Here is a 24,089-nt window from a genome sequence, read left to right on the forward strand (position 1 = left end):
GGACGTCTCCATGCAGCAGCTCACTCCCCCGGTCACCCCTGCCCCCGACGGCTCGTTCGAGCTCTCCGCGGCGCAGCTCGGGATCTGGTTCGCGCAGCACATCGCCGGCGCGACGCCCATCTCCATCGCGCAGTACGTCGAGCTCAGCGGCGCCGTCGACGTCGCCGAGCTGGAGCGCGCGGCGCGGCGGGCGGGCCGCGAGTTCGGCACCGGTTACCTGCGCATCGGGGAGGCCGACGGCAGGCCCTACCAGCTGGTCGACCCGACCCTGGACGACAGCCTCGAGCTGCTCGACCTGCGCGCCGAGCCGGATCCGGAGGCGGCGGCGCAGGCATGGATGCGGGCCGAGTACCGGGCGCCGCTCGACCCCGCCACCGACCGGCTGGTGCACGTGGCGGTGCTGCGGCTCGCGGAGGACCGCTGGTACTGGTACTCGCGCATCCACCACCTGGTGCTGGACGGCATGGGCGCGCTGGCCATGGTGCAGCGCACCGGCGAGCTGTACAACGCGGCGGTCGACGGCGTCGAGCCGCCCGCCGCCAAGGCCGACGACCTGCGCACCATCGTCGCCGCGGACCGCGCCTACCGCGAGTCCGGCCGCTTCGCGACCGACCGCGAGTACTGGCTGGAGCACCTGGCCGGGATGGCCGACCCGGTGAGCCTGGCCGGGCGGGTCGCCGCGGTCGACGGCCACCCGGCGCTCGTCTCCGGCGCGCTGCCGGAATCCACCGCCGCGCTGCTGGACTCGGTGGCGGCCGCGGTGAACTCCGGCGTCGCCCCGACCGTGGTCGCCGCCTTCGGCGCCTACCTGGCCGCCATGACCGGCGCGCCGGAGGTGGTGCTCTCGCTGCCGGTCTCGGCGCGCACGACGGCGAGCCTGCGCCGCTCCGGCGGGATGATCGCCAACGTGGTCCCGCTGCGGCTCGCGGTGGGCCCGGCGACCACGGTCGGTGCCCTGATCCGGGCCGCGCAGGGCGAGCTGACCGGCGCGCTGCGCCGCCAGCGCTACCGCCAGGAGGACATCTTCCGCGACCAGGGCCGCGCCATGGACGAGGCGGTCTCCTTCGGCCCGTCGGTGAACCTCATGATGGTGGACACCAGGATCCGGCTCGGCGCCGTGACCGGGCGGCTGCACGTGCTCACCTCCGGGCTGATCGACGACCTCTTCGTGAACCTCTACCCCGGCGTCGGCGGCGAGAGCACGCACATCGACTTCCAGGGCAACGCCAACCTCTACAGCGAAGCCGAGCTGGCCGCGCAGCACCGCCGCTTCCTGCTCTTCCTGCACCGCTTCCTGGCCGCCGGGCCGGATTCTCCGCTCGCCGGGCTCACCGTGCTCACCGATGCCGAGCGCGCGGAGCTGGCGCCGCGACACGGCGCTGCGGGCCCCGCCGTGCGGGCGCTGCCCGAGATCATCGCCGCCGGCATCGATCTCGACCGGAGTGCCGTCGCGCTCACCGGGGACGGGGCCGCGCTCACCTACGCCGAGCTGGATGCCCGCACCGCGCAGCTGGCCCGCGAGCTCGTCGCCCGCGGTGCCGGGCCGGAACGCGCCGTCGCGGTCTCGATCCCGCGCTCGGTCGACTCCGTCCTCGCCACCCTGGCGGTGGCGCGCACGGGTGCCGCCTTCGTCCCGATCGACCCCACCTACCCCGCCGACCGGATCGAGCACATGCTCTCCGACAGCGGCGTGGTCACCGGCGTGACGGTCGCCGCCGGGCTGCCGGGCCGGATCGACTGGCTGGTGCTGGACGATCCCGCCACCGCGGCCCGGATCGCCGGGCAGAGCACCGAGCCGCCCGCCGTCCGGGTGCATCCGGACCAGGCCGCCTACGTGATCTACACGTCGGGTTCGACGGGGCTGCCCAAGGGGGTCGTCGTAACGCACCGCGGCCTGGCCGGGCTGGTCACCGGCTCCGGCGACGGCTTCGGCGTCACCGGTGATTCCGTTGTCGCGCACGCGGTCTCGCCGAGCTTCGACATCTCGGTGGAGGAGATCCTGGTGACGCTGGCGCGCGGCGCCACGCTCGCCGTCGTCCCGCCGTCGGCCTACGCCGGTGCGGAGCTGGCCGCGGTGCTGCGCGGCCACGGCGTGACGCACCTGAACGTCACCCCGACCGTGGTCGGCTCGCTCGACCCCGCCGCGCTGCCCGCGCTGCGCACCGTCGTGGTCGGCGGCGACGCCTGCCCGCCGGAGCTGGTGACCCGCTGGGCCGGCCGCACCCTGCTGAACGGCTACGGCCCCACCGAGACCACGGTCACCGCGACGCTCACCGGGCCGCTCGACCCGGACGCCCCGGTCACCATCGGCACCCCGCAGCCCGGGGTGGCCGCGGTGGTGCTCGACCCCTGGCTGCGCCCGGTGCCCGCGGGCACCACCGGCGAGCTGTACCTGGCCGGGCCGGGGCTGGCGCGCGGCTACCACCGCCGCACCGGGCTCACCGCCGCCCGCTTCGTGGCGAACCCGCACGCCGCGGGCGAGCGCATGTACCGCACCGGCGACCTGGTGCGCTGGACCGACCGCTTCGAGCTGGAGTACCTGGGCCGCAGCGACTTCCAGGTGAAGGTGCGCGGCTTCCGGATCGAGCTGGGCGAGATCGACGCCGCGCTGCACCGGCACCCGGAGGTCGAGTTCGCGCTCACCGTCGGGGCCGAGACCCCGTCCGGGGCGACCGCGCTGGTCTCCTACGTGCTGCCGCGGCCGGGTACCGCGCCGCACCCGGAGGCGCTGAAGGCGGCCGCCGGGGAGTCGCTGCCCTCGTACATGGTGCCGTCGGTGGTGCTGCTGCTGGACCGCGTCCCGCTGACCCCGCTCGGCAAGGTGGACCGGAAGGCGCTGCCCGCACCCGATTTCGGCGCCCGCGCGAGCACCGGCCGGACGCCGTCGACCCCGCGCGAGGAGCTGCTGGCGCGGCTCTTCGCCGAGGTGCTCGGGCTGGAGTCGGTCGGGGTGGACGAGAGCTTCTTCGCGCTCGGCGGCGACAGCATCGTCTCCATCCAGCTGGTGTCGCGGGCCAAGGCCGCCGGGCTCGGCTTCGGCGCCCGCGACGTGTTCGAGCGCAAGACGGTGGCCGCGCTGGCCGCCGTCGCCACCGACGTCACCGCGGTCGCGGTGCGCGAACTGCCCGGCGGCGGAACGGGTCCGGTCGAGCCGACCCCGATCGTGCACGCCATGCTGGACGGCGGCCACTGGCGGCGCTTCGGCCAGGCCGTGCTGATCGGGCTGCCCGCCGGCACCGACCTGGCCCCCGCGCTGCAGACCCTGCTCGACCACCACGACCTGCTGCGCTCGACGCTGCGCCGCGACCCGGACACCGACGGCTGGACCTGGGATGTGGCCGCTCCCGGCGCGGTCGACGCGGGCGACCTGATCGAGACCGTGCCCGGCGGGACCGATCTCGACGCCGCGCTGGACGCCGCCGCCGACCGGCTGGACCCGGAGCACGGCGTCGTTGTCCGGGTGGTCGTCGTCGAGCGGGACGAGCCGCTGGCCTGGCTGGTGCTGCACCACCTGGTCACCGACGGCGTCTCCTGGCGCATCCTGTTCCCCGACCTCGCCACCGCCGCGCTCGGCGGCACGCTCGCCCCGGTCGGCACCTCGTTCCGGCGCTGGGCGCACGGCCAGCGCGAGCACGCCGCCACCAGGGCGGCCGAGCTGCCGGTCTGGCAGCGCATCGCCGCCACCGACGACCCGCCGATCGGCTCCGCGCCCTTCGACCCCGCGCTCGACGTGGTGGGCACGATGGCGCAGGAGCACACCGTCATCGCGCCCGAACTGGCCGACGCCACGCTCGGCGCCACCGCCGAGCGGTTCCACTGCGGCCCCGACGACGTGCTGCTCGCCGCGCTCGCCCTGGCCATCACGCGCTGGCGGGACCGCCGCACGGCGGTCTTCACGCTGGAGGGCCACGGCCGCGCCGAATCGGTCCTGCCCGGCGCCGACATCGCCCGCACGGTCGGCTGGTTCACCACCGTGCACCCGGCCGCCGTCGACCTCACCGGCATCGACCTCGCCGACCCGGGCGCGGCGCTCAAGGCCGTCAAGGAGCAGCTGCGCGCGGTGCCGGACAAGGGCATCGGCTACGGCATGCTGCGCTACCTGAACCCGGAGACCGCGCCCGCGCTCACCGGGCACCCCGAGCCGCAGATCAGCCTGAACTACCTGGGCCGGGCCGAGACCGACGGCAGCGGCCCCTGGCTGCCGCGCCGGTTCGCCGCCACCCAGGACGACCGCGCGCCGCTGGCCGCCGCGCTCGACATCAACGCGGTGCGCACCGCGGCCGGGCTCGAGGTCACCTGGGCCTACGCCGCCCGGCTGCTCACCGCCGCCGAGGTCACCGAGCTGGCCGCGCACTGGGAGTCGGCGCTGCGCGCGCTCGCCGCCGCGGAGACCGGGGGCCGGACGCCGTCCGACTTCCCGCTGCTCGCGCTGGAGCAGCCGCAGATCGAGAGCTGGGAGCGCGAGTACCCGGCGCTCACCGACGCGTGGCCGCTCTCGCCGCTGCAGTACGGGCTGCTCTTCCACGCCGTCTACGACACCGACACCGCCGACGGCTACACCGTGCAGTCGCTGCTCACCCTGGCGGGCACGGTCGACGCGGCCCGGCTGCGCGCCGCCGCGCAGGCGGTGATCGACCGGCACGAGAACCTGCGGGTCGCCTTCGTGGAGACCGCGGACGGGCCGCGGCAGCTCGTCGTCGCCGCCGCCGAGGTGGGCTGGCGCGAGCTGGACCTGCGCGCGGTGGCCGACCCCGAGGCCAGGCAGCGCGAGCTGGATCGGATCGTCGCCGTCGACGCCCGCACCCGCTTCGAGCTGACCCGCCCGCCGCTGGTCCGCTTCACCCTGGTCCGGCTGCCCGGCGACACCTGCCGGCTGATCCTCACCAACCACCACCTGGTGCTCGACGGCTGGTCGACGCCGCTGCTGGTCCGTGAGCTGCTCACCCTCTACGTCACCGCGGGCGACGCCGCCGCGCTCCCGCCCGCGCACTCCTACCGCGAGTTCCTGGCCTGGCTGGCCGAGCGCGACGACGCCGCCTCGCTCGCCGCCTGGACCGCGTCGCTGGCGGGCATCGACACCCCCACCCGGGCGCTGCCGAGCCTGGCCGGGATCGAGACCACCGAGACCGGCGCGGTCACGCTGGAGTTGCCGCGCGCGACCGTCGCCCGCTGGGAGAGTACGGCCCGCGCCGCCGGCGCCACGGTGAACACCCTGGTGCAGGCGGGCTGGGCGCTGCTGCTCGCCATGCTGACCGGCCGCACCGACGTGGTCTTCGGCGGCACCGTCTCCGGGCGCCCGCCGGAGCTGCCCGGAGTCGAGGAGATGATCGGGCTCTTCATCAACACGCTGCCGGTGCGGGTCCGGCTGGACCCGGCGGAGAGCGCGGCCGCGCTGCTGGCCCGGGTGCAGGCCGAGCAGGCGCGGCTGCTGGATCACCAGCACGTCGGGCTGGCCGCCATCCACGAGGCGGTCGGGCTGGCCGAGCTCTTCGACACGCTCACCGTCTTCGAGTCCTACCCGATCGACCGGGCGGCGCTCTCCCAGGCGCTGGACATCGCCGGGATGCGGGTGCTGGACGTGGCGGGCACCGACGCCACCCCCTACCCGCTGAACCTCATGGTGATCCCGCAGCGCGGCGACGACGGCGACACCCTCGAGGTCACGCTCAAGTACCTGACCGGGCACCTCGCCCCCGACGCCGCGCGGCCGCTGCTGGAGCGCTTCGTCCGGCTCACCGACCAGCTCGCCGCCCGCCCGGAGGCCCCGCTCGCCCACCTGCGCACCTGCGCCGACGCCGAACTGGCCGCGCTGGCCCCGGTGCGCGGCCCCGCGGGGGTCCCCCCGCGCACCCTGCCCGAGCTGCTCACCGCGGGCGCCGCGCTCGACCCCGACGCGATCGCGGTGCGCGCGGGCGACCTGAGCATGACCTACCGCGAGCTCGACACCTGGTCCAACCGGTTCGCGCGGATGCTGCTGCGCCGCGGCATCGGCCGCGAGGTGTTCGTGATCCTGGCGCTGACCCGCTCGCTGGAGTCGGTGGTCGCGGTCTGGGCGCTGGCCAAGACCGGTGCCGCCTTCGCCCCGCTGGACCCGAACCACCCGGTGGAGCGGATCGAGCACATGCTCACCGATTCGAAGGCCCCGATCGGCGTCACCGTCACCGCGACCGGCGAGACGCTGCCGAGCACCATCGACTGGCTGCTGCTCGACGACCTGAACACGATCCGCCGGGTCATGACGGTCTCCGCCGACCCGATCACCGACGCCGAGCGCGGCGGCCCGATCTTCCCGGACCAGACCGCCTACCTGATCTACACCTCCGGCTCCACCGGCAAGCCGAAGGCGGTGCTGCTCAGCCACCGCGGCATCGCGAACATCGTCGCGGACCAGCGGGAAAGGCTCGGCCACGACTCCGCGACCAGCGCGCTGCAGGTGGCCTCGCCGAGCTTCGACGCCTCGGTGTACGAGCTGCTCAGCGCGCACGCCTCCGGCGGGCGGCTGGTGGTGGCGCCGCCGGAGGTCTACGGCGGCGCCGCGCTGGCCGAGCTGCTCCGCACCGAGCGGGTGACGCACGCGGTGATCACCCCGTCCGCGCTGGCCACCATGGAGCCGGCCGGGCTGGACGAGCTGCGGGTGCTCGTCGTCGCGGGCGAGGCCGCGACCCCCGAGCTGCTGGAGCGCTGGGCGCCGGGCAGGCGCATGGTGAACGAGTACGGCCCCACCGAGTTCAGCATCTGGGCCACCGGCCCGGCCGAGCTGGTCGCGGGTGAGCGGATCACCATCGGCGGGCCGATCCGCGGTGCCGCGGCGGTGGTGCTCGACAGCTGGCTGCGCCCGGTCCCGGTCGGCGTGCCCGGCGAGCTGTACCTGGCCGGGCCCGCGCTGGCCCGCGGCTACTTCAACCGGTTCGGCATGACCGCGGCGCGGTTCGTCGCCGACCCGTACGGCGCGCCGGGCAGCCGCATGTACCGCACCGGCGACATGGTCCGCTGGACCGAGCGGCACAAGCTGGAGTACCTGGGCCGCAGCGACTTCCAGGTGAAGATCCGCGGGCTGCGGATCGAGCTGGGCGAGATCGACGCGGTGCTCTCCCGCGACGAGCAGGTGGAGTACGCGGTCACCATCGGCCGCGCCGGGCCGGCCGGCGCGACCGTGCTGGTGTCGTACGTGCTGCCCGTCGCTGGCGTCCCGCTCGACGTCGAGCTGCTGCGCGAGCGGGTGGCCGCGGTGCTGCCCGGGTACATGGTGCCCGCGTACGTGGTGGTGCTGGACGCGATCCCGCTCACCCCGGTCGGCAAGCTGGACCGGGCCGCGCTGCCGATCCCGGACTTCACCGACGCCGCCCGCCCGTACCTGGCGCCGCGCACCCCGGTCGAGGAGGCGGTGGCCGCCGTCTTCGCCGAGGTGCTCGAGGCCGAGCGGGTCAGCGCCGACCAGTCCTTCTTCGAGCTGGGCGGCAACTCGCTGAGCGCCACCAAGGTGGTGGCGCGGGTGAACGCGGCGCTCGGCGCGCGGATCGCGCTGCGCGACCTCTTCGACGCCCCGACCGTCGCGCAGCTCGCGGCGCGGGTGGTGCCCGCGCTCGACGCGGGCGGCGGGCGCGCGCTCGCCGCGCGGGTCCGGCCGGACCGGATCCCGCTCTCCCCCGCACAGCAGCGCATGTGGGTGCTGAACCGGATGGATCCGGGCTCGCCCGGCTACAACATCGCGGTCGCGCTGCGGCTCACCGGCGCGCTGGACACCGGCGCGCTGCGCGCCGCCTTCGGTACCGTCGCCGCCAGGCACGAGAGCCTGCGCACCGTCTACCCGCAGGACGCCGACGGCGCCCGCCAGGTGGTGCTCGACGCCGCCGACGCCACCCCCGATGTCGCCGTGCGCGACGTGGCGCCCGCCGCGCTGCGCGCCGAGATCACCGCCGCGGCGGCCGTCGGCTTCGACCTGGTCGAGCAGGTACCGCTGCGCGCCACCGTCTTCCGGCTCGCCCCGCAGACGCACGTGGTGCTGCTGGTCGTGCACCACATCAGCGCCGACGGCGCCTCCATGGCCCCGCTCGCGACCGACCTGGTCACCGCCTACGCCCGGCACACCGCGGGGAGCACCGAGGCGGCGCCGCCGCTGCCGGTGCAGTACGCGGACTTCGCGCTGTGGCACCGGGAGCTGCTCGGCACCGAGTCCGACCCGGATTCGGTGGCGGCGCGGCAGCTCCGGTTCTGGACCGACGCGCTGACCGGCGCACCGGACGTGGTCGAGCTCCCCGCCGACCGCCCGCGACCGGCGGTGCAGTCGCTGCGCAGCGCCGACCTGGAGTTCAGCCTGGACCCGGCGCTGGCGGGGGCGCTGCGCGCCCTGGCGAACGAGCACGGCGCGAGCCTGTTCATGGTGGTGCACGCGGCGCTCGCGGTGCTCACCGCGCGGCTCAGCGGCACCGGCGACGTCGTGATCGGCACCCCGGTGGCCGGCCGCGGCGACCGCGCCCTCGACGACCTGGTCGGCATGTTCGTGAACACCCTCGCCCTGCGCACCCCCGTCGATCCGGCCGCCACCTTCGGCGAGTTCCTCGCCACCGTGCGCGGCGCCGACCTGGATGCCTTCGCGCACGCCGACGTCCCCTTCGAGCGGCTGGTGCAGGTGCTCGACCCGGCCCGCTCGACCGCGCACCACCCGCTCTTCCAGGTCACGCTGAGCCTGCAGAACTACGTGGCGCCGGTGCTGGAGCTGCCCGGCCTCCGGGTCGAGGTCGAGGACTTCGACCGCGGCTCCTCGCAGTTCGACCTCACCGTCGACCTGCGCGAACACGCGGACGGGCTGACCGGCGTGCTCACCTACGCCACCGACCTCTTCGACGAGCCGAGCGCCCGCGCGCTGATCCGGCGCTGGCAGCGCATCCTGAGCGCCGTCACCGCCGCGCCCGGCGTCCGGATCGGCGACATCGACCTGCTCGACGCGGCCGAGCGCAGCGAGCTGGCCACCGTCGCCGGGCCGGAGACCGCGGGAACGGCAACGCTTCCCGCGCTCCTCTCCGGCACCGCCGACCGCTACCCGGACCGCACGGCCGTGATCGCCGACGGCGTGACGCTCAGCTACCGCGAGCTGGCCGAGCGCGGCACCCGGCTGGCCCGGCTGCTGCGCGGCGCGGACACCGACTCGGTGGTGGCGCTCGGGCTGCCGCGCGGCGCCGCGCTGCTCACCGGGGTGTGGGCGGCCGCGCTGGCGGGCGCCGCCTTCCTGCCGGTGGATCCGAAGCACCCCGCCGAGCGGATCGAGCACATGCTCACCGACTCCGGCGCCCGCACCGGCATCACCCTCGCCGCGTACCGGGACCGCCTGCCGGACACCGTCGACTGGCTCGTCCTCGACGACCTCGGTGACCGGCCGAAGGCCGCGCTGCCCGCCGTGCACCCGGACGACCTCGCCTGGCTGATCTACACCTCCGGCTCCACCGGCACCCCCAAGGGCGTCGCGGTCGCGCACCGCGGCATCGCCGACCTGGTCGCCGCGCAGCGCGAGCTGCTCACCCTGGACGAGACCGCCCGGGTGCTGCAGGTGGCCTCGCCGAGCTTCGACGCCTCGATCTTCGAGGCGCTCATGGCCTTCGGCCACGGCGGCGCCGCGGTGGTGTCGCCGCCGGAGGTCTTCGGCGGCGCCGCGCTGGCCGAGCTGATCGCCGCCGAGGCGGTGACTCACCTGGTGATCACGCCGTCGGCGCTGGCCACCATCGACCCGGATACGGTGCCCGGCGTGCGGGTGCTCGCCGTCGCGGGCGAGGCCGTCGGGCCGGAGCTGGTGGCGCGCTGGGCGACCGGGCGCGACCTGGTGAACCTGTACGGCCCGACCGAGAGCACGATCTGGGCGACGGCCTCCGCGCCGCTGGCCGCCGACGAGCCGGTGACCATCGGCTCCCCGATCCGCGGGGCGTCGGTGCTGGTCCTGGACGACCGGCTGCGTCCGGTGCCGGTCGGCGTCGCGGGCGAGCTGTACCTGGCGGGCCCGGCGCTGGCGCGCGGCTACCACGGCCGCCCCGGGCTCAGCGCCGCCCGCTTCGTGGCGCACCCGTTCGCGCCGGGGCAGCGCGCGTACCGCACCGGTGACCTGGTGCGCTGGACCCGCGCCGGAGCCACGCTGCGGCTGGAGTACATCGGCCGCACCGACTTCCAGGTCAAGGTGCGCGGCCAGCGCATCGAGCTCGGTGAGATCGACGCCGTGCTCGGCCGGGTCGACGGCGTGCGGCAGGCGGTGACGCTCGGCGTGCCCGGCCCCGGCGGCACCGCGCTCGCCGCCTACCTCGTGCGCGCCCCCGGCGCCGAGCTGGACACCGCACTGGTGCGCGCCGCCGCGGCGGAGACGCTGCCCGGCTACATGGTGCCCGCGGCCTTCGTCGTCCTCGACGAGCTGCCGCTCACCGCCGTCGGCAAACTGGACCGGAACGCGCTGCCCGCGCCGGAGTTCAGCACCGAGCGCGCGGGGTATCGGGAACCCGCGACGCCGACCGAGCAGATCCTGGCCGAGGTCTACGCCGAGCTGCTCGGGCTGGATCGGGCCGGGGCCGACGACTCGTTCTTCGCGCTCGGCGGCGACAGCATCCTCGCCATCCAGCTGGTGTCGCGGGCCAAGCAGCACGGCGTCACCTGCACGCCGCTGCAGGTCTTCGAGCACCGCACGGTGGCCGCGCTGGCCGCCGCCGCGGACGCGAGCGGCCCCGCGGTGGTGCTGGAGGAGCTGCCCGGCGGCGGGGTCGGCGAGTTCCCGCTGCCGCCGATCGGCCACTACATGCTCGAGCGCGGCGGCGACCACCGCCGCTTCGCGCAGACGGCCGTGCTCGACCTGCCCGCCGGAATCGACCGGGCGGGCATCGTGGCCACGCTCGCCGCGGTGCTCGACCGGCACGACATGCTGCGCGCCCGCCTTGTCACGCACGGCGAGCCGCGGGTGCTGGTCGCCGAGCCCGGCTCGGTTGCGGTGGACGGGCTGCTGCACCGGGTGCGGCACAGCACCACCGACCCGATCGAGCTGCGCGAGCACGCGGCGAGCGAGCTGGACGCGGCGCTGGACCGGCTCGATCCGGCGAACGGCACCGTGCTGCAGTTCGTCTGGCTGGACCCGGAGTCCGGCACCGGCCGGTTGATCATCGTCGCGCACCACCTGGTGATCGACGGCGTCTCCTGGCGCATCCTGATCCCGGACCTGATCGGCGCCTGGGCGCAGGTCTCGGCGGGCGCCACCCCGGTGCTCGCCGAGACCGGCACCTCGGTGCGGCGCTGGGCCACCGCGCTCACCGAGGAGGCGCACAGCGCGCACCGCACCGCCGAGCTCGGGCACTGGCAGGCGGTCGCCGCCACCCCGGACCCGCTGCTCGCCGGCCGCCCGCTCGACCCCGCGATCGACACCACCCGCACCCTGCGGCTGCTCGACCGCGAGGCGACCGCCGAGGTCACCGCCGCGCTGCTCACCACGCTGCCCGGCATCTTCGGCGGTGGCGTGGAGGACGCGCTGCTCGCCACGCTCGCGCTCACCCTGCTGCGGCTGCGCGGCGGCACCGACCCGGTGCTGCTCCGGCTGGAGGGGCACGGCAGGCAGGAGGAGGTGATCCCGGGCGCCGAGCTCTCCCGCACCGTCGGCTGGTTCACCAGCCTCTACCCGGCGCGGCTCGACCTCACCGGGATCGACCTCGCCGATGCGCTCGCCGGCGGCCCGGCCATGGGCGCCGCCATCCGCGCCACCGCGCGGCAGCTGCGTGCCATTCCGGACAAGGGCATCGGTTTCGGGCTGCTGCGCTACCTGAACGCCGAGACCGCCGCGCAGCTCCCGGCCGGGCTGCCCGGCCAGGTCAGCGTCAACTACCTGGGCCGCTACGCCGCGGGCGACATCCCGGCCGGGCTGGACGGGCTCGGCTGGCTGCCCACCGACGCGCTCGGCGAGCTGCCCGCCGGCGAGCACCCGGATGTGCCGCTGCAGTCCGTGATCGACATCAACGCCCTCGTCGTCCGCGACCGGCTGCAGATCACCGTCGGCTACCCCGGCGAGCTGCTGGACGAGCCCTTCGCGGCCCGGCTGGCCGAGCTCTGGCTGGACACCCTGGCCGCGGCCGCCCGCTTCGCCGGCTCCGACGCGGCCCGCGCCTTCACCGAAACCGCATCGGCCCCGGCCGGTTCCGGACTCGGCCTGGACGTGGTGCTGCCCATCCGGACCGGCGGAGCCGAGCCCGCGCTGTTCTGCGTGCACCCCTCCTCCGGCATGGCCTGGACCTACCTCGGCCTCGCCGACCTGCTCGAGCCCGGCCGCCCGATCTACGGGCTGCAGGCGCCGGACCTGAGCGGGCGCGAGCCGTCGGTGCGCTCCATCGAGGAGTTCGCCGACCGCTACGTCCGGGAGATCCGCGCGCTGCAGCCGGAGGGGCCCTACCACCTGCTCGGCTGGTCGTTCGGCGGGCTCATCGCGCACCACGTCGCGACGAAGCTGCGCGCGCAGGGCGCCGAGCTCGGCGTGGTCGCGCTGCTCGACGCCGACACCGCCGATCTCGACGGCGACAGCTTCGAACCGCTCACCCCCGGCGCGTTCGTGAACGCCTTCGGCTCGGTCTTCGGCATCGAGGACGTCCCCGCCGACGCCACCGCGGAGCGGGCCGCCGAGCACATCAGGGAGCGGCTCGGCATCGCGCTGATCGACGCCGGAACGCTGGAGCGGCTGGCCGGCTCGCACAACGCCTCCGCGCACACCAGGACCGGCTACCGGCGCCCGGTGTTCGACGGCGACATCGTCTACGTCTCCGCCACCGTCGACAGCTCGGAGATCTTCGGCGCCGAGAACTGGCGGCCCTACGTCACCGGCGCCATCACCAACCACGACGTCGCGGTCACCCACGACGAACTCACCGCACCGCACGCGCTGGCCATCGTGGCGCGCGTGCTCGATCACCACCTGGGAGGCCAGCGATGACCCACGGCGTCGTCGTCAGCGGAATCGAGAAGTCGTTCGGTTCCGTACGAGCACTGCGCGGCATCGACTTCCACGCCGACCCCGGCGAGGTGCTCGGCATCCTCGGGCCGAACGGCGCGGGCAAGACCACCACCGTCAACATCCTCTCCACCCTGGTCGAGCCGGACCGCGGCCGCGCGCTGGTGGCCGGGCACGACGTGGTCGCCGACCCCGCCGCGGTGCGCCGCTCGATCATGCTCACCGGCCAGTACGCCGCGCTGGACGACATGCTCAGCGGACATCAGAACCTCGTCATGTTCGGCCGGCTCATGGGGCTGCGCAAGCGCGCGGCGCGGCTGCGCGCGGACGAGCTGATCGGCGAGTTCGGCCTCGAGCGCGCCGCCGGTCGGCCGGTCGGCACCTACTCCGGCGGCATGCGCAGGCGGATCGACATCGCCTGCGGGCTGGTGGTGCGGCCGGAGGTGGTGTTCCTGGACGAGCCGACCACCGGGCTCGACCCGCGCAGCAGGCAGGGGGTGTGGGACCTGGTCGCCGGCTTCAAGAAGGCCGGGATCACCACCCTGCTCACCACCCAGTACCTGGAGGAGGCGGACGCGCTCAGCGACCGCATCATCGTCATCGACCAGGGCCGGGTGATCGCCGAGGGCACCGCGGACCAGCTCAAGTCGCGCACCGGCGGCAGCTACTGCGAGATCGTCCCGCTGAGCACCGCCGACCTGCCCGCGATCGCCCGCGCGCTCGGCACGCTGCTGCCCGAGGACCGCTACCCCGGCCCGGACGCCGACCGGATCGCCATCCCGGCCCCGGACGGCGCCAAGACGCTGGCCGAGGCGCTGCGCAGACTGGACGGCGCCGGGGTCGAGCTGGTCGACATCGCGCTCCGCCGCCCCTCGCTCGACGATGTCTTCCTGCAGCTCACCGGCCACCTCGCCACCTCCATCGAGGTGACACCGTGACCGCGGCGACCGGCGCAGCCTGGCTGGCGCGGGCGGGCGCCACGCCGCGCCGCGCACAGCAGTGGTGGGTGCTCACCTCCAGGCTGGTCGCTCCGGCGCTGCGCTCCGGCGAGGTGATCACCTCGGTGCTGGCCCCGGTGACCTTCACCGCAAGCTTCTACATCCCGCTGAAGACCATCATGACCTTCGCGGGCACCGGTTTCAGCAGCTACGCGCAGTACCTGATGCCGCTGGTGATCCTGCAGGCGGCCGCGTTCACCGCGGTCTCGGCGGCCTTCCGGGCCGCCTCCGACGCCGTCTCCGGGCTGAACCGGCGCTGGGGCTCGATGCCGGTTGGCCCGCTGGTGCCCGCGGCGGCGCGCCTGTCCGGCAATGTGTTCCGGCTGGTGGTGGCGATGCTCACCGCGGTGGTGTGCGGGCACGTGATCGGCTTCCGCTTCTACAACGGCGCGGCCGACACCGCCGGTTTCCTGTTGTTCTCGCTGCTCATCGGGGTCGCGCTGTGCCTGGGCGCGGATGTCATCGGCACCGCGTCGCGCAGCCCGGAGGCGACCGCGCAGGCGCTGGTACTGCCCCCGCTGATCTTCGGCATGCTCTCCACCGGACTCGCCCCCGCGGCGCAGTTCCCCGGCTGGGTGCAGCCCTTCGTGCGCAACCAGCCGGTCTCGCAGTGGGCGGCCGCGCTGCGCGCGCTGGCAGGCGACTCGCTGCCGAACGCGGGCGCCGTCACCTGGTCGCTGCTCGCTCCCCCGCTGGCCTGGGCGCTCGGCATCGTGGCGCTCTGCATCCCCCTTTCCGTCCGGCTGAGCCGCAGGAGGGCCTGATGATTCCCACCGCAACCCCGCCGCCCGCCGCCGAGCACTCGCTGCTCGCGTTCGGCGCGCACACCCTGATCCAGACCCAGCGGCTGCTGATGCGCTGGGTCCGCAACCCGGTGTCGCTGCTGGAGACGCTGATCGTCCCGTGCCTGCTGCTGGTCATGCTGGACACCGTGATCGGCGGGCAGATCCGCCGGTTCACCGGCAGCGAGGCGCTGTTCGGCTCGGTGCCGCTGGTCGCCGTCGTCGGCGCGCTCTCCGGCGCGGTGGCGGGCGGCATCCTGCTCGGCCGGGAGCGCGACGCCGGGCTGCTGGCCCGGTTCTGGGTGCTCCCGGTGCATCGCGGCTCCGGGATCGCCTCCCGGATCCTGGCCGAGGGCTGCCGCATCCTGGCGGGCACGGTGGCGATCGTCGCGGTCGGGTACCTGCTCGGCTTCCGGTTCCAGCGCGGGCTGCTGCCTGCGCTGGCCTTCTTCGGCATCCCGGTGCTCTTCGGCCTCGCCTTCGCCACCCTGGTGACCGCGGTCGCGGTCTTCACCGCGAAATCGACGCTGGTGGAGGGGATCACCATCGTCACGTCGCTGATGATGTTCTTCAGCACCGGCTTCGTCCCGCTGGCCGCGTACCCGCAGTGGATCCAGCCGGTGGTGCGCAACCAGCCGCTCTCCACGGCGGTGGACACCATGCGCGCGCTCGCCGAGGGTGGTGCGCTGGCCCGGCCGCTCACGCTGACCGTGGCGTGGTCGCTCGGCGCGATCGTGGTCTTCTCGGTTCCGGCGGCGATCGGGTACCGGCGGGCGAGCAGGCGCTGAGCCTGGGAGGCCGCACGAAGCCCACCCCGCCCGAGTCGGTCCCGGTCACTATGTCGCCCTGGCCGGACATCCGGCCATTGACGATGAGTTCGGCGAGGTCGTAGCCGAACGGGGCCAAAGTCAAGTCGTCGAAGTCGAGGATGGCGACTTGGTCGTCGGCGAGGATGAAGTTGCGGATATCGCTGTCTTTGTACAGGGCGACGGGATGTCGGGCGATGGCGGTCGTCGGGTCAGCAATGCGTTAGCTCAGACTCCCGCAAGGGCCAGACGCTGAGCCGGCAAGGTGGCCGAGGGGATCGGCCCGACGTGCACGGTGCACGAGCGCGCAGAGCAGCCGTCGGCCGCAGCACTGATCCTGGTGCGGGGTTCGAGTCCTGATGCGACCACCGCTCGACGGAGGTCGGGACCTCGAGAGACCAGCGAGGTTAGGACGATGCAACGTCACTCTCACGGCAGTCTGCACCCGGTGTGCGCCGTGATCGTCACAGATCCCGCGTCGGCGTACACCGAGATGCCGGGCCCGCTCTCCCGCGCGCTCTCGAAGGTGACGCTGTAGTTCGGCGGCGTGCCGGTGCCGGGCCGCATGTCGTCGGCGCCGATCGCGGCGGCGAGGTCGCGGGCCTGCTGCTGGAAGCCGAGCCAGCGGTCGGCCGGGATCGTGCCCGCAGCGACGTAGTGCGCCAGCCCGACGTTCAAGCCACCGGTAGGGCCGTACACCCCCGTGCAGCCGCCCTCGACGCGCGGCCGCTCCGGATCCCGGCGCCACTCGAGCCCACCCGCCGCGGCGGTGATCCGCTCGACGGCGTCGAGAAGTGCCCGCTCGGACTCACCGGAGCGCGGCAGCGCCGCGACCTCGGCGGCGGCCGCGTCGAACTCGGCCGGGCCCGGTGGGTCCGCCGGGTAGCCGAGCAGGGTGGCGCACCCGCTCACCGACCACGCCGCCGCGAGCAGGGCGACAAGACGAACCGACATGTTTCCTCCCCGGAACAGTTCACCCGGGTTTTCGCCGATCCGGCACGCGGCGTTTCGCTCAGCCGACCGGCCCCGGCCGCAGCTCGATCCGGCCGGTCGCGCCGACCGCGAGCGAGATGCCGTGCCGGACGCCGGAATTCGGGTCGGCGACGTCGAGCAGGTAGAACCAGTCCAGCTGCGCCTGCCCGGCGTCCACGTGCAGCACGCCGTACCCGTGCGAGGTCAGCTCCAGGTGGCGCAGGTGCCGGTTCACCTCGCACACCGCGTGCTCCGCGGCGACGATGCCACCGCGCGCCGCGGCCCCGGCGATATCGCCCGGGCTCTGCGAGGTCACCGACGGCACGACGAACTCCGCGCCCGCCACCGGCCCGGCCGGGTAGGCCGCCGCGTCGAGCGGGAGGTCGGCGGCCCAGGAGCTGTGGATGTCGCCGGTGAGGAAGAGCACCCCGCCGACCCCGCCGTCGTGCACCGCGCGGAACAGCCGGTTCCGGTCGGCGGTGTAGCCGTCCCACTGGTCGGCGTTGAACGGGATGCCGCCCGCCGGGATCCCGATCGTCCGGGCCAGCCCCTCGGTCACGGCGGGCTCGAGCGGCGGGAAGAGCACCGGCGCGATCATCACCGGGTTGCCGACCAGCTTCCACCGGACCGGTGCGGACTCCAGCCCGCCGATCAGCCAGTCCAGCTGCTCCCGGCCGGTGATGCTGCGCTCGGGTGCGTCGACCTCGCGCCAGCCCGCGCCGGGGCGCACCTGCCGGTCGCGGTAGCTGCGCAGGTCCAGCATCGAGAGCTCGGCCAGCGTGCCGAAGCGCAGCCGCCGGTAGAGCCTGCCGTCGGCGGTGTCGCGGACCGGCATCCACTCCCGGTACGCCTGCCGCGCCGCCGCGCGCCTGGCCGCCCAGTCGCCCTCGGTGGCCGGGTCGTGGTTCTGCGCGCCGCCGGACCAGGCGTCGTTGGCGGTCTCGTGGTCGTCCCAGGTGGCGATGAAGGGCACCGAGCCGTGCAGCAGCGCCAGGTCGGGGTCGGTCTTGTACTGGCCGTGCCGGATCCGGTAGTCGGCGAGCGTGATGATCTCGTGCTCCGGGTCGTGCGCGCGCACCGCGCCGCCGCGGCCGCCGAACTCGCCGCGCTCGTACTCGTACAGGTAGTCGCCGAGGTGCACAACGGCGTCCAGGTCGCCGCGGGCCGCCAGGTGCCGGTAGGCGCCGAAGTACCCGGCCTCCCAGTTCGAGCAGGAGACCACGCCGAAGCGGAGCCGCTCGGGGGTGTCGGCGGCGGCGGGGGCGGTCCTGGTGCGGCCGGTCGGCGACGTGCCGCCGAGCGCGGTGAAGCGGTAGCGGTAGTCGGTGCCGGGGGCGAGGCCGGATGCGTCGATCTTCACGGTGTGGTCGGAAGCCGCTGTCGCCCTCGCGGTTCCGGTGGCGACGATGCTGCCGAAGGAGTCGTCGCGTGCGACCTCCCAGCGGACGGTGACGTCCGGGCCGCGGTTCGAGCCGGGGGTCGCCTCCGGGACCGGGGTCACCCGGGTCCAGAGGAGCACGCCGGTCGGCAGCGGGTCGCCGGAGGCGACGCCGTGCGCGAAGACCTGGGTCTGCGCGGCGGCGCGCGCGGTCCCCGCGAACGCGGCCGCCGCCGCGACCGCACCGCCCTTCATCACGGTCCGGCGGCCGACCGGCGGCCCCTCGATCGGTGCTCCCACGGTTCGCCATCCTCGACGGTCCGGCGTCGAAACGCCACCGGCGTCGGCCCCGGCACCCGCTGTTCACCGAGGCTTCAGCCGGACACCGCGCGTGGGTCCGGTCGCCGGCAGCGAGGGGGCGCCGGGATCGCGGGCGGCGCACCTGCGGATCTGCTACCTTCCGAGTGTTCGCCGGGGCGGGTCGTCGCGCGCCGGCCCCTGTCGCGGGAGTCCGTCATGTCGTTCCTGAACAAGCTGCTGAACAGCGGGTACACCGTCACCCGGCTGATGGACCTGGCGGATAAGGCCCCGCAGTGGCGGTCCCAGCTCATGTCGAAGAAGAACGAGTTCACCAGCGGCGCCTTCCGGGACGCGGCGATGGGGATGTGCGCGCTGGTCGCCGCCGCCGACGGCACCGTCACCGCCGAGGAGCGGGCGCAGGTCGCCGGGCTCATCACCGGGGACTCGGTGCTCGACAACTTCCCGGCCGAGCAGCTGCGCACCCTGTTCGACGGCAACTGCGACCGGCTGGTCCAGGACCCCGCCTTCGGCCGGGCGCACGTGCTGCAGCAGATCACCAAGGTGGCGGGCAAGCCGGAGCAGGCGCGCGCGGTGGTGCAGATCGGCATCCTGATCGCGAACGCCGACGGCACGCTCTCCCCCGCCGAGGTGCACGCCGTGCGCGACGCCTGCGCCGCGCTCGGCATCCCGCCCATGCTAGAGCTGCCCCGCTAGGACCCGATCCGGACTCTCCGCAAACCGCGGGCACACGCGTGGCGAATCTCCGGTATGGCACGCTCGGAGCGGTCCGCGCCCGGTGTCGTGCGCCCCGACGATCGACGGAGGAATCCATGAACGCCCGCCGAACCGCCCGCTTCCGCCGCCGCGCCGCGGGCACCGCCGTCGCCGCGGCGCTTGCCATCGGCCTCGCCGCCGCCCCCGCGCAGGCCGACCCCGCGCCGACGGTGGTGCTGGTGCACGGCGCCTTCGCCGACTCGTCCGGCTGGTCCGACGTGGCCGACCGGCTCACCGCCGAGGGCATCGCCGTGCGCACCTTCGACACCCCGCTACGCGGCATCGCCAACGACTCCGCGAAGCTCACCGAGTTCCTGGCCGGGATCGAGGGCCCGATCGTGCTGGTCGGCCACTCCTACGGCGGCGCCGTCATCACCAATACGCACGACCCGGACGTCACGGCCAATGTTTTCGTCGCCGCCTACGCGCCGCAGCGGAACCAGCTGCTCGCCGAGCTGGTGAACCCGATCGCGCACCCGGGCAGCCTGCTGCTCCCGCCCGCGCTGCTGGTGAAGCCGGTCGCCGACCCGGCGGGGCCCGCCGGGGTGAACCTGGACGCCTTCGTCACCGAGCCGTTCTTCCGCGAGGTCTTCGCCCAGGACGTCACGCCGGCGAAGGCCGCGGAGATGTACCGCAACCAGCGCACCCTCGCCGCCACCGCCAACCTGGAGCGCACCGGCGACCCGTCCTGGGCCGACACCCCGAGCTGGTACCTGGTCTCCAGCGAGGACCGGGTGATCCCGCCCGCACTGCAGCGCGAGACCGCGCAGCAGGTCGCGCCCGGCCGGACCCGCGAGGTCGCCGCCTCGCACGCCTCCTACGTCTCGCAGCCGGACGCGGTCGCCGGCATCGTGCGCGAAGCCGTGCTCGCGGCGGGCTGACCCGGAATTTCCGTCGCCCACGCCCGTGCCCGGGGTGGGACGGCGCGCCTTCGGTCGCTGGGCCCGGCGAGCCGTCGGCCACCTTGTGGTACCACTCGGACTCACACCTCCGTGCACGCTGGTAGCGTGGACGGCCGCGCCGTGCGGCGCGACGAGAGGATGACGAGTTCGTGGAAGCCGTTTCGGCGCCGTGGTCCGAGCCGGGGCTGCCCCGGCGCCGGATCGAGGGGCTGCCGGTCCCGTGGATCACCCCGGTCTGGTGGGGCGCCGCCGACTGGAAGTGCGTCGACACCGACCGCCTGCGCCGCTGCCAGGCCGAGTGGCTCTGCCAGGTCTGCGGCGACCCGCTGCCGGAGCGCGCCTGGGTGGTCGTCGAGGCAGGCGACTGGGTGCTCGGCGACGCGGCCCTGCACCAGACCTGCCTGCGCATCGCCCGCCGCTGGTGCCCGCACCTGGACGGCCTCGGCTGCCCACTGGTCCAGGTCGACCGCACCGGCATCCTGGCCGGGGGCAGGCGGCTGAGCGAGATCGCCGACTACGGCGACGAGGAGCTCCGCTGGACCCTGGCGTCCTGAGCGGAGTTCAGTCCCCCAGCACCGGGCGGAAGTGCTCGACCACCGGGAACGGGTCGTAGAAGTGGTGCAGCAGCGCCTTCCACTCCGCGTACTCCGGCGACCCGCGGAACCCATCGGTGTGCTGCTCGATCGAATCCCACCGCACCAGCAGCAGATACGTGTTCGGCGTCTCCGCGGAGCGGGCCAGTGTCAGCCCGCGGAAGCCGGGGCTGCCCGCGATGAGCGGGCGGGCCCGGGCGAAGGCCGCCTCGAACTCCGCCTCGCGGCCGGGGCGGACGGGCAGCAGGGCATGTTCGGTGATCACCGGTCAACGGTGTCATGTGCTCCCGCTTCCGGGCAGGTCGCGCCTCAGCCCTCGAAGAGCGTCGAGCCCCAGTACCCGTCGGCGCCCGGCCCGGGCGGGCAGGCGAAGACCGCCGAGCCGACGTGCTGGATGTACTCGTTGAGCGCGTCCCGGCGGGCCAGGTTCGCCTGCATCGGTACGAACTGGGCCTGCGGGTCGCGGCAGTAGGCGAGGAAGAACAGCCCGGCGTCCAGGTGCCCGAAGCCGTCCGAGCCGTCGGTGAAGTTGTAGCCGCGGCGCAGGAGCTGGATGCCGCCGAGCTCTTCGGGCGAGGCCAGCCGCACGTGCGCGTCGCGGTCGATGAAGGGGCCGTCGGGGCCTGCCGACTGCAGGTCGAGTTCGTCGAACTCGGCCGAGCGGCCCAGCGGCGCGCCGGTGCCCTTGGTCCGCCCGATCACCCGCTCCTGCTCGTGCAGGCCGGTGCGGTCCCACGGCTCGATCAGCATCCGGATCCGCCTGCTCACCAGGTACGAGCCGCCCGCCAGCCACGGCTGGTCGTCCGCGGGGCCGACCCAGACGAAGCGGTCGACCGCCGCGGTGTCCTCGGCCTTGATGTTGCGGGTCCCGTCCTTGAAGCCGAGCAGATTGCGCGGGGTGGCCTGGCTCGTCGAGGTGGTCGAGGTGCGGCCGAACCCCAGCTGCGACCAGCGCACGCTCACCGCGCCGAACCCGGCCCGCGCCAGGTTGCGCACCGCGTGCACGGCCACCTGTGGATCGTCCGAGCAGGCCTGCACGGCGATGTCGCCGCCGCTGCGCGCGGGGTCGAGCGCGTCGCCGGTGAACTTGGGCAGCTGGGCCAGCGCCGCCGGTTTCCGCGCGCCGAGCCCGAACCGGTCGCGCTCGAAGAGCGAGGGCCCGAACCCGATCGTCAGGGTCAGCCGGGAGGCAGGGAGGCCGAGCGCCTCGCCGGTGTCGGTGGGCGGGGCGTACTCCCCCGCGCCGACCGCGCCGTCCGGGAACGCCTCCCGGCCCGCGGTCATCCGCTCGGCCATGGCGGTCCAGCCGCGCAGCAGCTCGACCAGCTCGGCGCGCGAGGAGGTGTGCACGTCGAAGGCGGCGAAGTGCAGCCGGTCCTGCACCGGGGTCACGATCCCGGCCTGGTGCGGGCCGCGGAACGGCACCGTGTCCGCAACGCCGTCCGAGACCGCCGACACCCGCCCGACGAGCGCACCCGCCCCGGCCGCGGCCACGCCGATCCCGGCGCCGCCGATCAGGCCGCGCCGGGAGAGCCCGCGCCGGTCACTGCCCGGCGACAACGCCTTGCACCTGACTGACCTCGGCCGAGAGCGCGTCGATCCGGCGGGACAGCTCGCCGCGCGCCTGCTCGGAGACCGTCTCGTAGCCGGCGAAGCCGTCGCCCGCGCGGTACTTCGCCAGTTCGGCGTCGAGCTCGGCGAACCGGCGATCCAGCCGGGTGCCGAGCTCGGCGTCGCGCGCGTCGAGCACCGGGCGCACGCTGGCGACCGCCGCCTGCGAGCCGTCCACATTGGCCTGGAAGTCCCAGAGGTCGGTGTGCGAGAAGATGTCCTCCTCACCGGTGATCTTGGTCCGCGCGACCTCGTCGAGCAGCCCCTGCGCCCCGCCGGCCACCTGGATCGGATCCACCGTGAAATCGTTCGCGGTGACCCCGGCGACCAATTCGTCGATATCGGCCAGCAATTGATCGGCGATCTTGTTCGTGTCGGGCTGCGGCCCCTGCGCCCACAGATCCTTCTCCAGCCGGTGGAAACCGGTCCAGGTGTCGCCCGCCGCGAGATCGGCCTCGCGCAGATCGATCCGCGGGTCCAGGTCGTCCGGGAAGCTCTCGGCCACCGGTTCGATCCGCTCGTAGTAGGTGCGGGTCACCGGATACAGCGCCTTCGCCGCAGCGACATCACCCGATTTCACCGCGGCGACGAAGGTCTTCGTGGTCTCCTGCAGCGCTGTGACCTGGCTGACCAGGTACCGCTTGTACCCGGCGGCGGCCTCGGCGAGTTCGCCGGACTCGTCGCGCTGCTGCGCCTCGCCGGTCACGGTGAAGTCGTGCCGGATGCCGTCGCCGACCATGCCCGGCTTGCACGCCGTCTGGTAGGTGCCCGGGTCCGGGACCGCCACGATCAGCTGCCTGGTCAGCCCGGGCCCGATGTTCTCGATCTCACCGATCACCCGGTCACCGGTGCCGTAGACGTAGAACTCGGTGGTCTTGGTTCCGCTGTTGGTGATCCGGAAGCTGACCGTGCCGGTGCTCGCCGAATCGCTCGCCACGGCGCAGCTAGAGTCGTCGGCGGTGACGGCGATCTCGCCCGCCGCGGAGTCGGATTTGGCGGTGCACGCGGTCAGCAGCAGCGGCACCGCCGCCGCGGCGGCGACGGTGATCAGGGAGAGTCGCACGGGGACTTGCCTTTCGGTCACGACGCTGGCGTCGTCTCGGTCGATGGTCGCGGGCGCGCCGGTTCGGCGGGCGCGAGCGGTTTCAGGAACAGCCACAGCACCACGGCCAGGTACGCCAGCCAGGCGATGACCTGCAGCCAGGTGGGGTCGGCGCGGAAGTTGACCAGGCCGGCCGCGACGGTGCCGTACCAGCTCGACATGTCGAACCACGAGGAGATGTCGAAGGCGCGCCGGGCGAGCCCGGGCAGCCAGCCTGCCGTCTGCAGCGCGCGCACGCCGTAGGCCAGGATGCCGGCGGCCACCACGATCAGCAGCACCCCGGTGTAGCGGAAGAACCGGGCCAGGTCGATCCGGACCGCGCCGAGGTAGAGGACAACGGTGAGCACGGCGGCGGCCAGGATGCCGAGCAGCAGCCCGACCAGCGGCCACTGGCTGCCCGCGGCGTTCTCCGCGTACCCCACCATGAGCAGCGCCGTCTCCACGCCCTCCCGGCCGACCGCGAGGAACGCCAGGCTCACCACCGCCGCGGGGCCGACGGCGAGCGCGCGCGTCATCCCCGCGCGCAGCTCGCCGGAGAGCGAGCGCGACGCGGTGCGCATCCAGAGCACCATCCAGGTCACGATCACCACCGCGACCAGCGAGGCGAGCCCGGCGATGAGCTCGGCGGCGAGCCCGCTGACGGTCGAGGTGCCGTAGTGGATCCCGGCGAAGACCGCGGCCACCATCAGCACCGCGGCGCCGACCCCGGCCGCGACCCACTTCAGCGCCTCGCGCCGCCCGGATTTCACCAGGAACGCCACCAGGATCATGATCACGATCCCGGTCTCCAGCCCCTCGCGCAGGCCGATCAGGCCGCTGCCGAACAGCTGGGCGGCCACGGACGGCGCGCCCGCCGCCAGAACACCCTCCACCGCCACTCCCGAAGACTGAACTAAGGCTTACCAAACTCGGCTCAGTG

Annotated in this window: 14 protein-coding genes; 7 read left to right on the plus strand and 7 right to left on the minus strand. The window is 74.4% G+C overall.

Features of this window, described 5'->3' with window-relative positions:
* Positions 1-10: 10 nt before the first annotated feature.
* The 4 genes from LTT61_RS06570 to LTT61_RS06585 are packed head-to-tail and all read left to right on the plus strand — an operon-like array spanning position 11 to position 15,520.
* Positions 11-12,934, plus strand: a complete 12,924-nt coding sequence (locus LTT61_RS06570; RefSeq protein ID WP_233019039.1) for a non-ribosomal peptide synthetase — start codon at positions 11-13, stop codon at positions 12,932-12,934.
* Entirely contained in the window at positions 12,931-13,890 is a 960-nt protein-coding gene (locus LTT61_RS06575) for an ATP-binding cassette domain-containing protein (protein WP_233019040.1), read from the plus strand. The genes LTT61_RS06570 and LTT61_RS06575 overlap by 4 nt, the downstream gene beginning before the upstream one ends.
* The gene (locus LTT61_RS06580) at positions 13,887-14,714 is read left to right on the plus strand and encodes an ABC transporter permease (RefSeq protein ID WP_233019041.1); all 828 of its coding nucleotides are present in this window, start codon (positions 13,887-13,889) and stop codon (positions 14,712-14,714) included. The genes LTT61_RS06575 and LTT61_RS06580 overlap by 4 nt, the downstream gene beginning before the upstream one ends.
* The gene (locus LTT61_RS06585) at positions 14,714-15,520 is read left to right on the plus strand and encodes an ABC transporter permease (RefSeq protein WP_233019042.1); all 807 of its coding nucleotides are present in this window, start codon (positions 14,714-14,716) and stop codon (positions 15,518-15,520) included. Before LTT61_RS06580 ends, LTT61_RS06585 begins: the two co-directional genes overlap by 1 nt.
* On the opposite strand, the gene LTT61_RS32915 is transcribed toward LTT61_RS06585, so the two are convergent.
* The 3 genes from LTT61_RS32915 to LTT61_RS06595 all read right to left on the minus strand — a co-directional run bounded on the left by LTT61_RS32915 (position 15,432) and on the right by LTT61_RS06595 (position 18,143).
* Complete coding sequence (locus LTT61_RS32915) at positions 15,432-15,758, minus strand: phosphotransferase (protein ID WP_420094795.1); 327 nt, start codon at positions 15,756-15,758, stop codon at positions 15,432-15,434. The genes LTT61_RS06585 and LTT61_RS32915 overlap by 89 nt on opposite strands.
* Before the next feature lie 209 nt (positions 15,759-15,967).
* Entirely contained in the window at positions 15,968-16,492 is a 525-nt protein-coding gene (locus LTT61_RS06590) for an LppA family lipoprotein (protein WP_233019043.1), read from the minus strand.
* A gap of 58 nt (positions 16,493-16,550) precedes the next feature.
* Entirely contained in the window at positions 16,551-18,143 is a 1,593-nt protein-coding gene (locus LTT61_RS06595; protein WP_233020894.1) for an alkaline phosphatase D family protein, read from the minus strand.
* 261 nt (positions 18,144-18,404) lie between these two features.
* Between LTT61_RS06595 and LTT61_RS06600 the strand changes: the two genes are divergently transcribed.
* From LTT61_RS06600 to LTT61_RS06610, 3 genes are all read left to right on the plus strand, one after another.
* Positions 18,405-18,902 carry a tellurite resistance TerB family protein gene (locus tag LTT61_RS06600; RefSeq protein WP_233019044.1) on the plus strand — a complete coding sequence of 166 codons (498 nt, stop codon included), beginning with the start codon at positions 18,405-18,407 and terminating at the stop codon, positions 18,900-18,902.
* A gap of 116 nt (positions 18,903-19,018) precedes the next feature.
* A complete protein-coding gene (locus LTT61_RS06605; RefSeq protein ID WP_233019045.1) occupies positions 19,019-19,843 on the plus strand; it encodes an alpha/beta fold hydrolase in 825 nt (274 codons plus the stop codon).
* Positions 19,844-20,013: 170 nt separating this feature from the next.
* Positions 20,014-20,418, plus strand: a complete 405-nt coding sequence (locus LTT61_RS06610) for a hypothetical protein (protein ID WP_233019046.1) — start codon at positions 20,014-20,016, stop codon at positions 20,416-20,418.
* A 7-nt stretch (positions 20,419-20,425) separates the two neighbouring features.
* On the opposite strand, the gene LTT61_RS06615 is transcribed toward LTT61_RS06610, so the two are convergent.
* Genes LTT61_RS06615 through efeU form a run of 4 tightly spaced genes read right to left on the minus strand, consistent with a single transcriptional unit; the run spans position 20,426 to position 24,048 of the window.
* The gene (locus LTT61_RS06615; protein WP_233019047.1) at positions 20,426-20,722 is read right to left on the minus strand and encodes an antibiotic biosynthesis monooxygenase family protein; all 297 of its coding nucleotides are present in this window, start codon (positions 20,720-20,722) and stop codon (positions 20,426-20,428) included.
* 44 nt (positions 20,723-20,766) lie between these two features.
* Complete coding sequence (gene efeB / locus LTT61_RS06620; RefSeq protein ID WP_233019048.1) at positions 20,767-22,017, minus strand: iron uptake transporter deferrochelatase/peroxidase subunit; 1,251 nt, start codon at positions 22,015-22,017, stop codon at positions 20,767-20,769.
* A complete protein-coding gene (gene efeO / locus LTT61_RS06625; RefSeq protein WP_233019049.1) occupies positions 22,001-23,131 on the minus strand; it encodes an iron uptake system protein EfeO in 1,131 nt (376 codons plus the stop codon). Before efeO ends, efeB begins: the two co-directional genes overlap by 17 nt.
* A 17-nt stretch (positions 23,132-23,148) precedes the next feature.
* Positions 23,149-24,048: an iron uptake transporter permease EfeU gene (efeU, locus tag LTT61_RS06630; protein WP_233019050.1), complete on the minus strand. Its 900-nt coding sequence runs from the start codon at positions 24,046-24,048 to the stop codon at positions 23,149-23,151.
* Positions 24,049-24,089: the final 41 nt, after the last annotated feature.

Source organism: Nocardia asteroides, from assembly GCF_021183625.1.
Classification (GTDB): Bacteria; Actinomycetota; Actinomycetes; order Mycobacteriales; family Mycobacteriaceae; genus Nocardia; species Nocardia asteroides_A.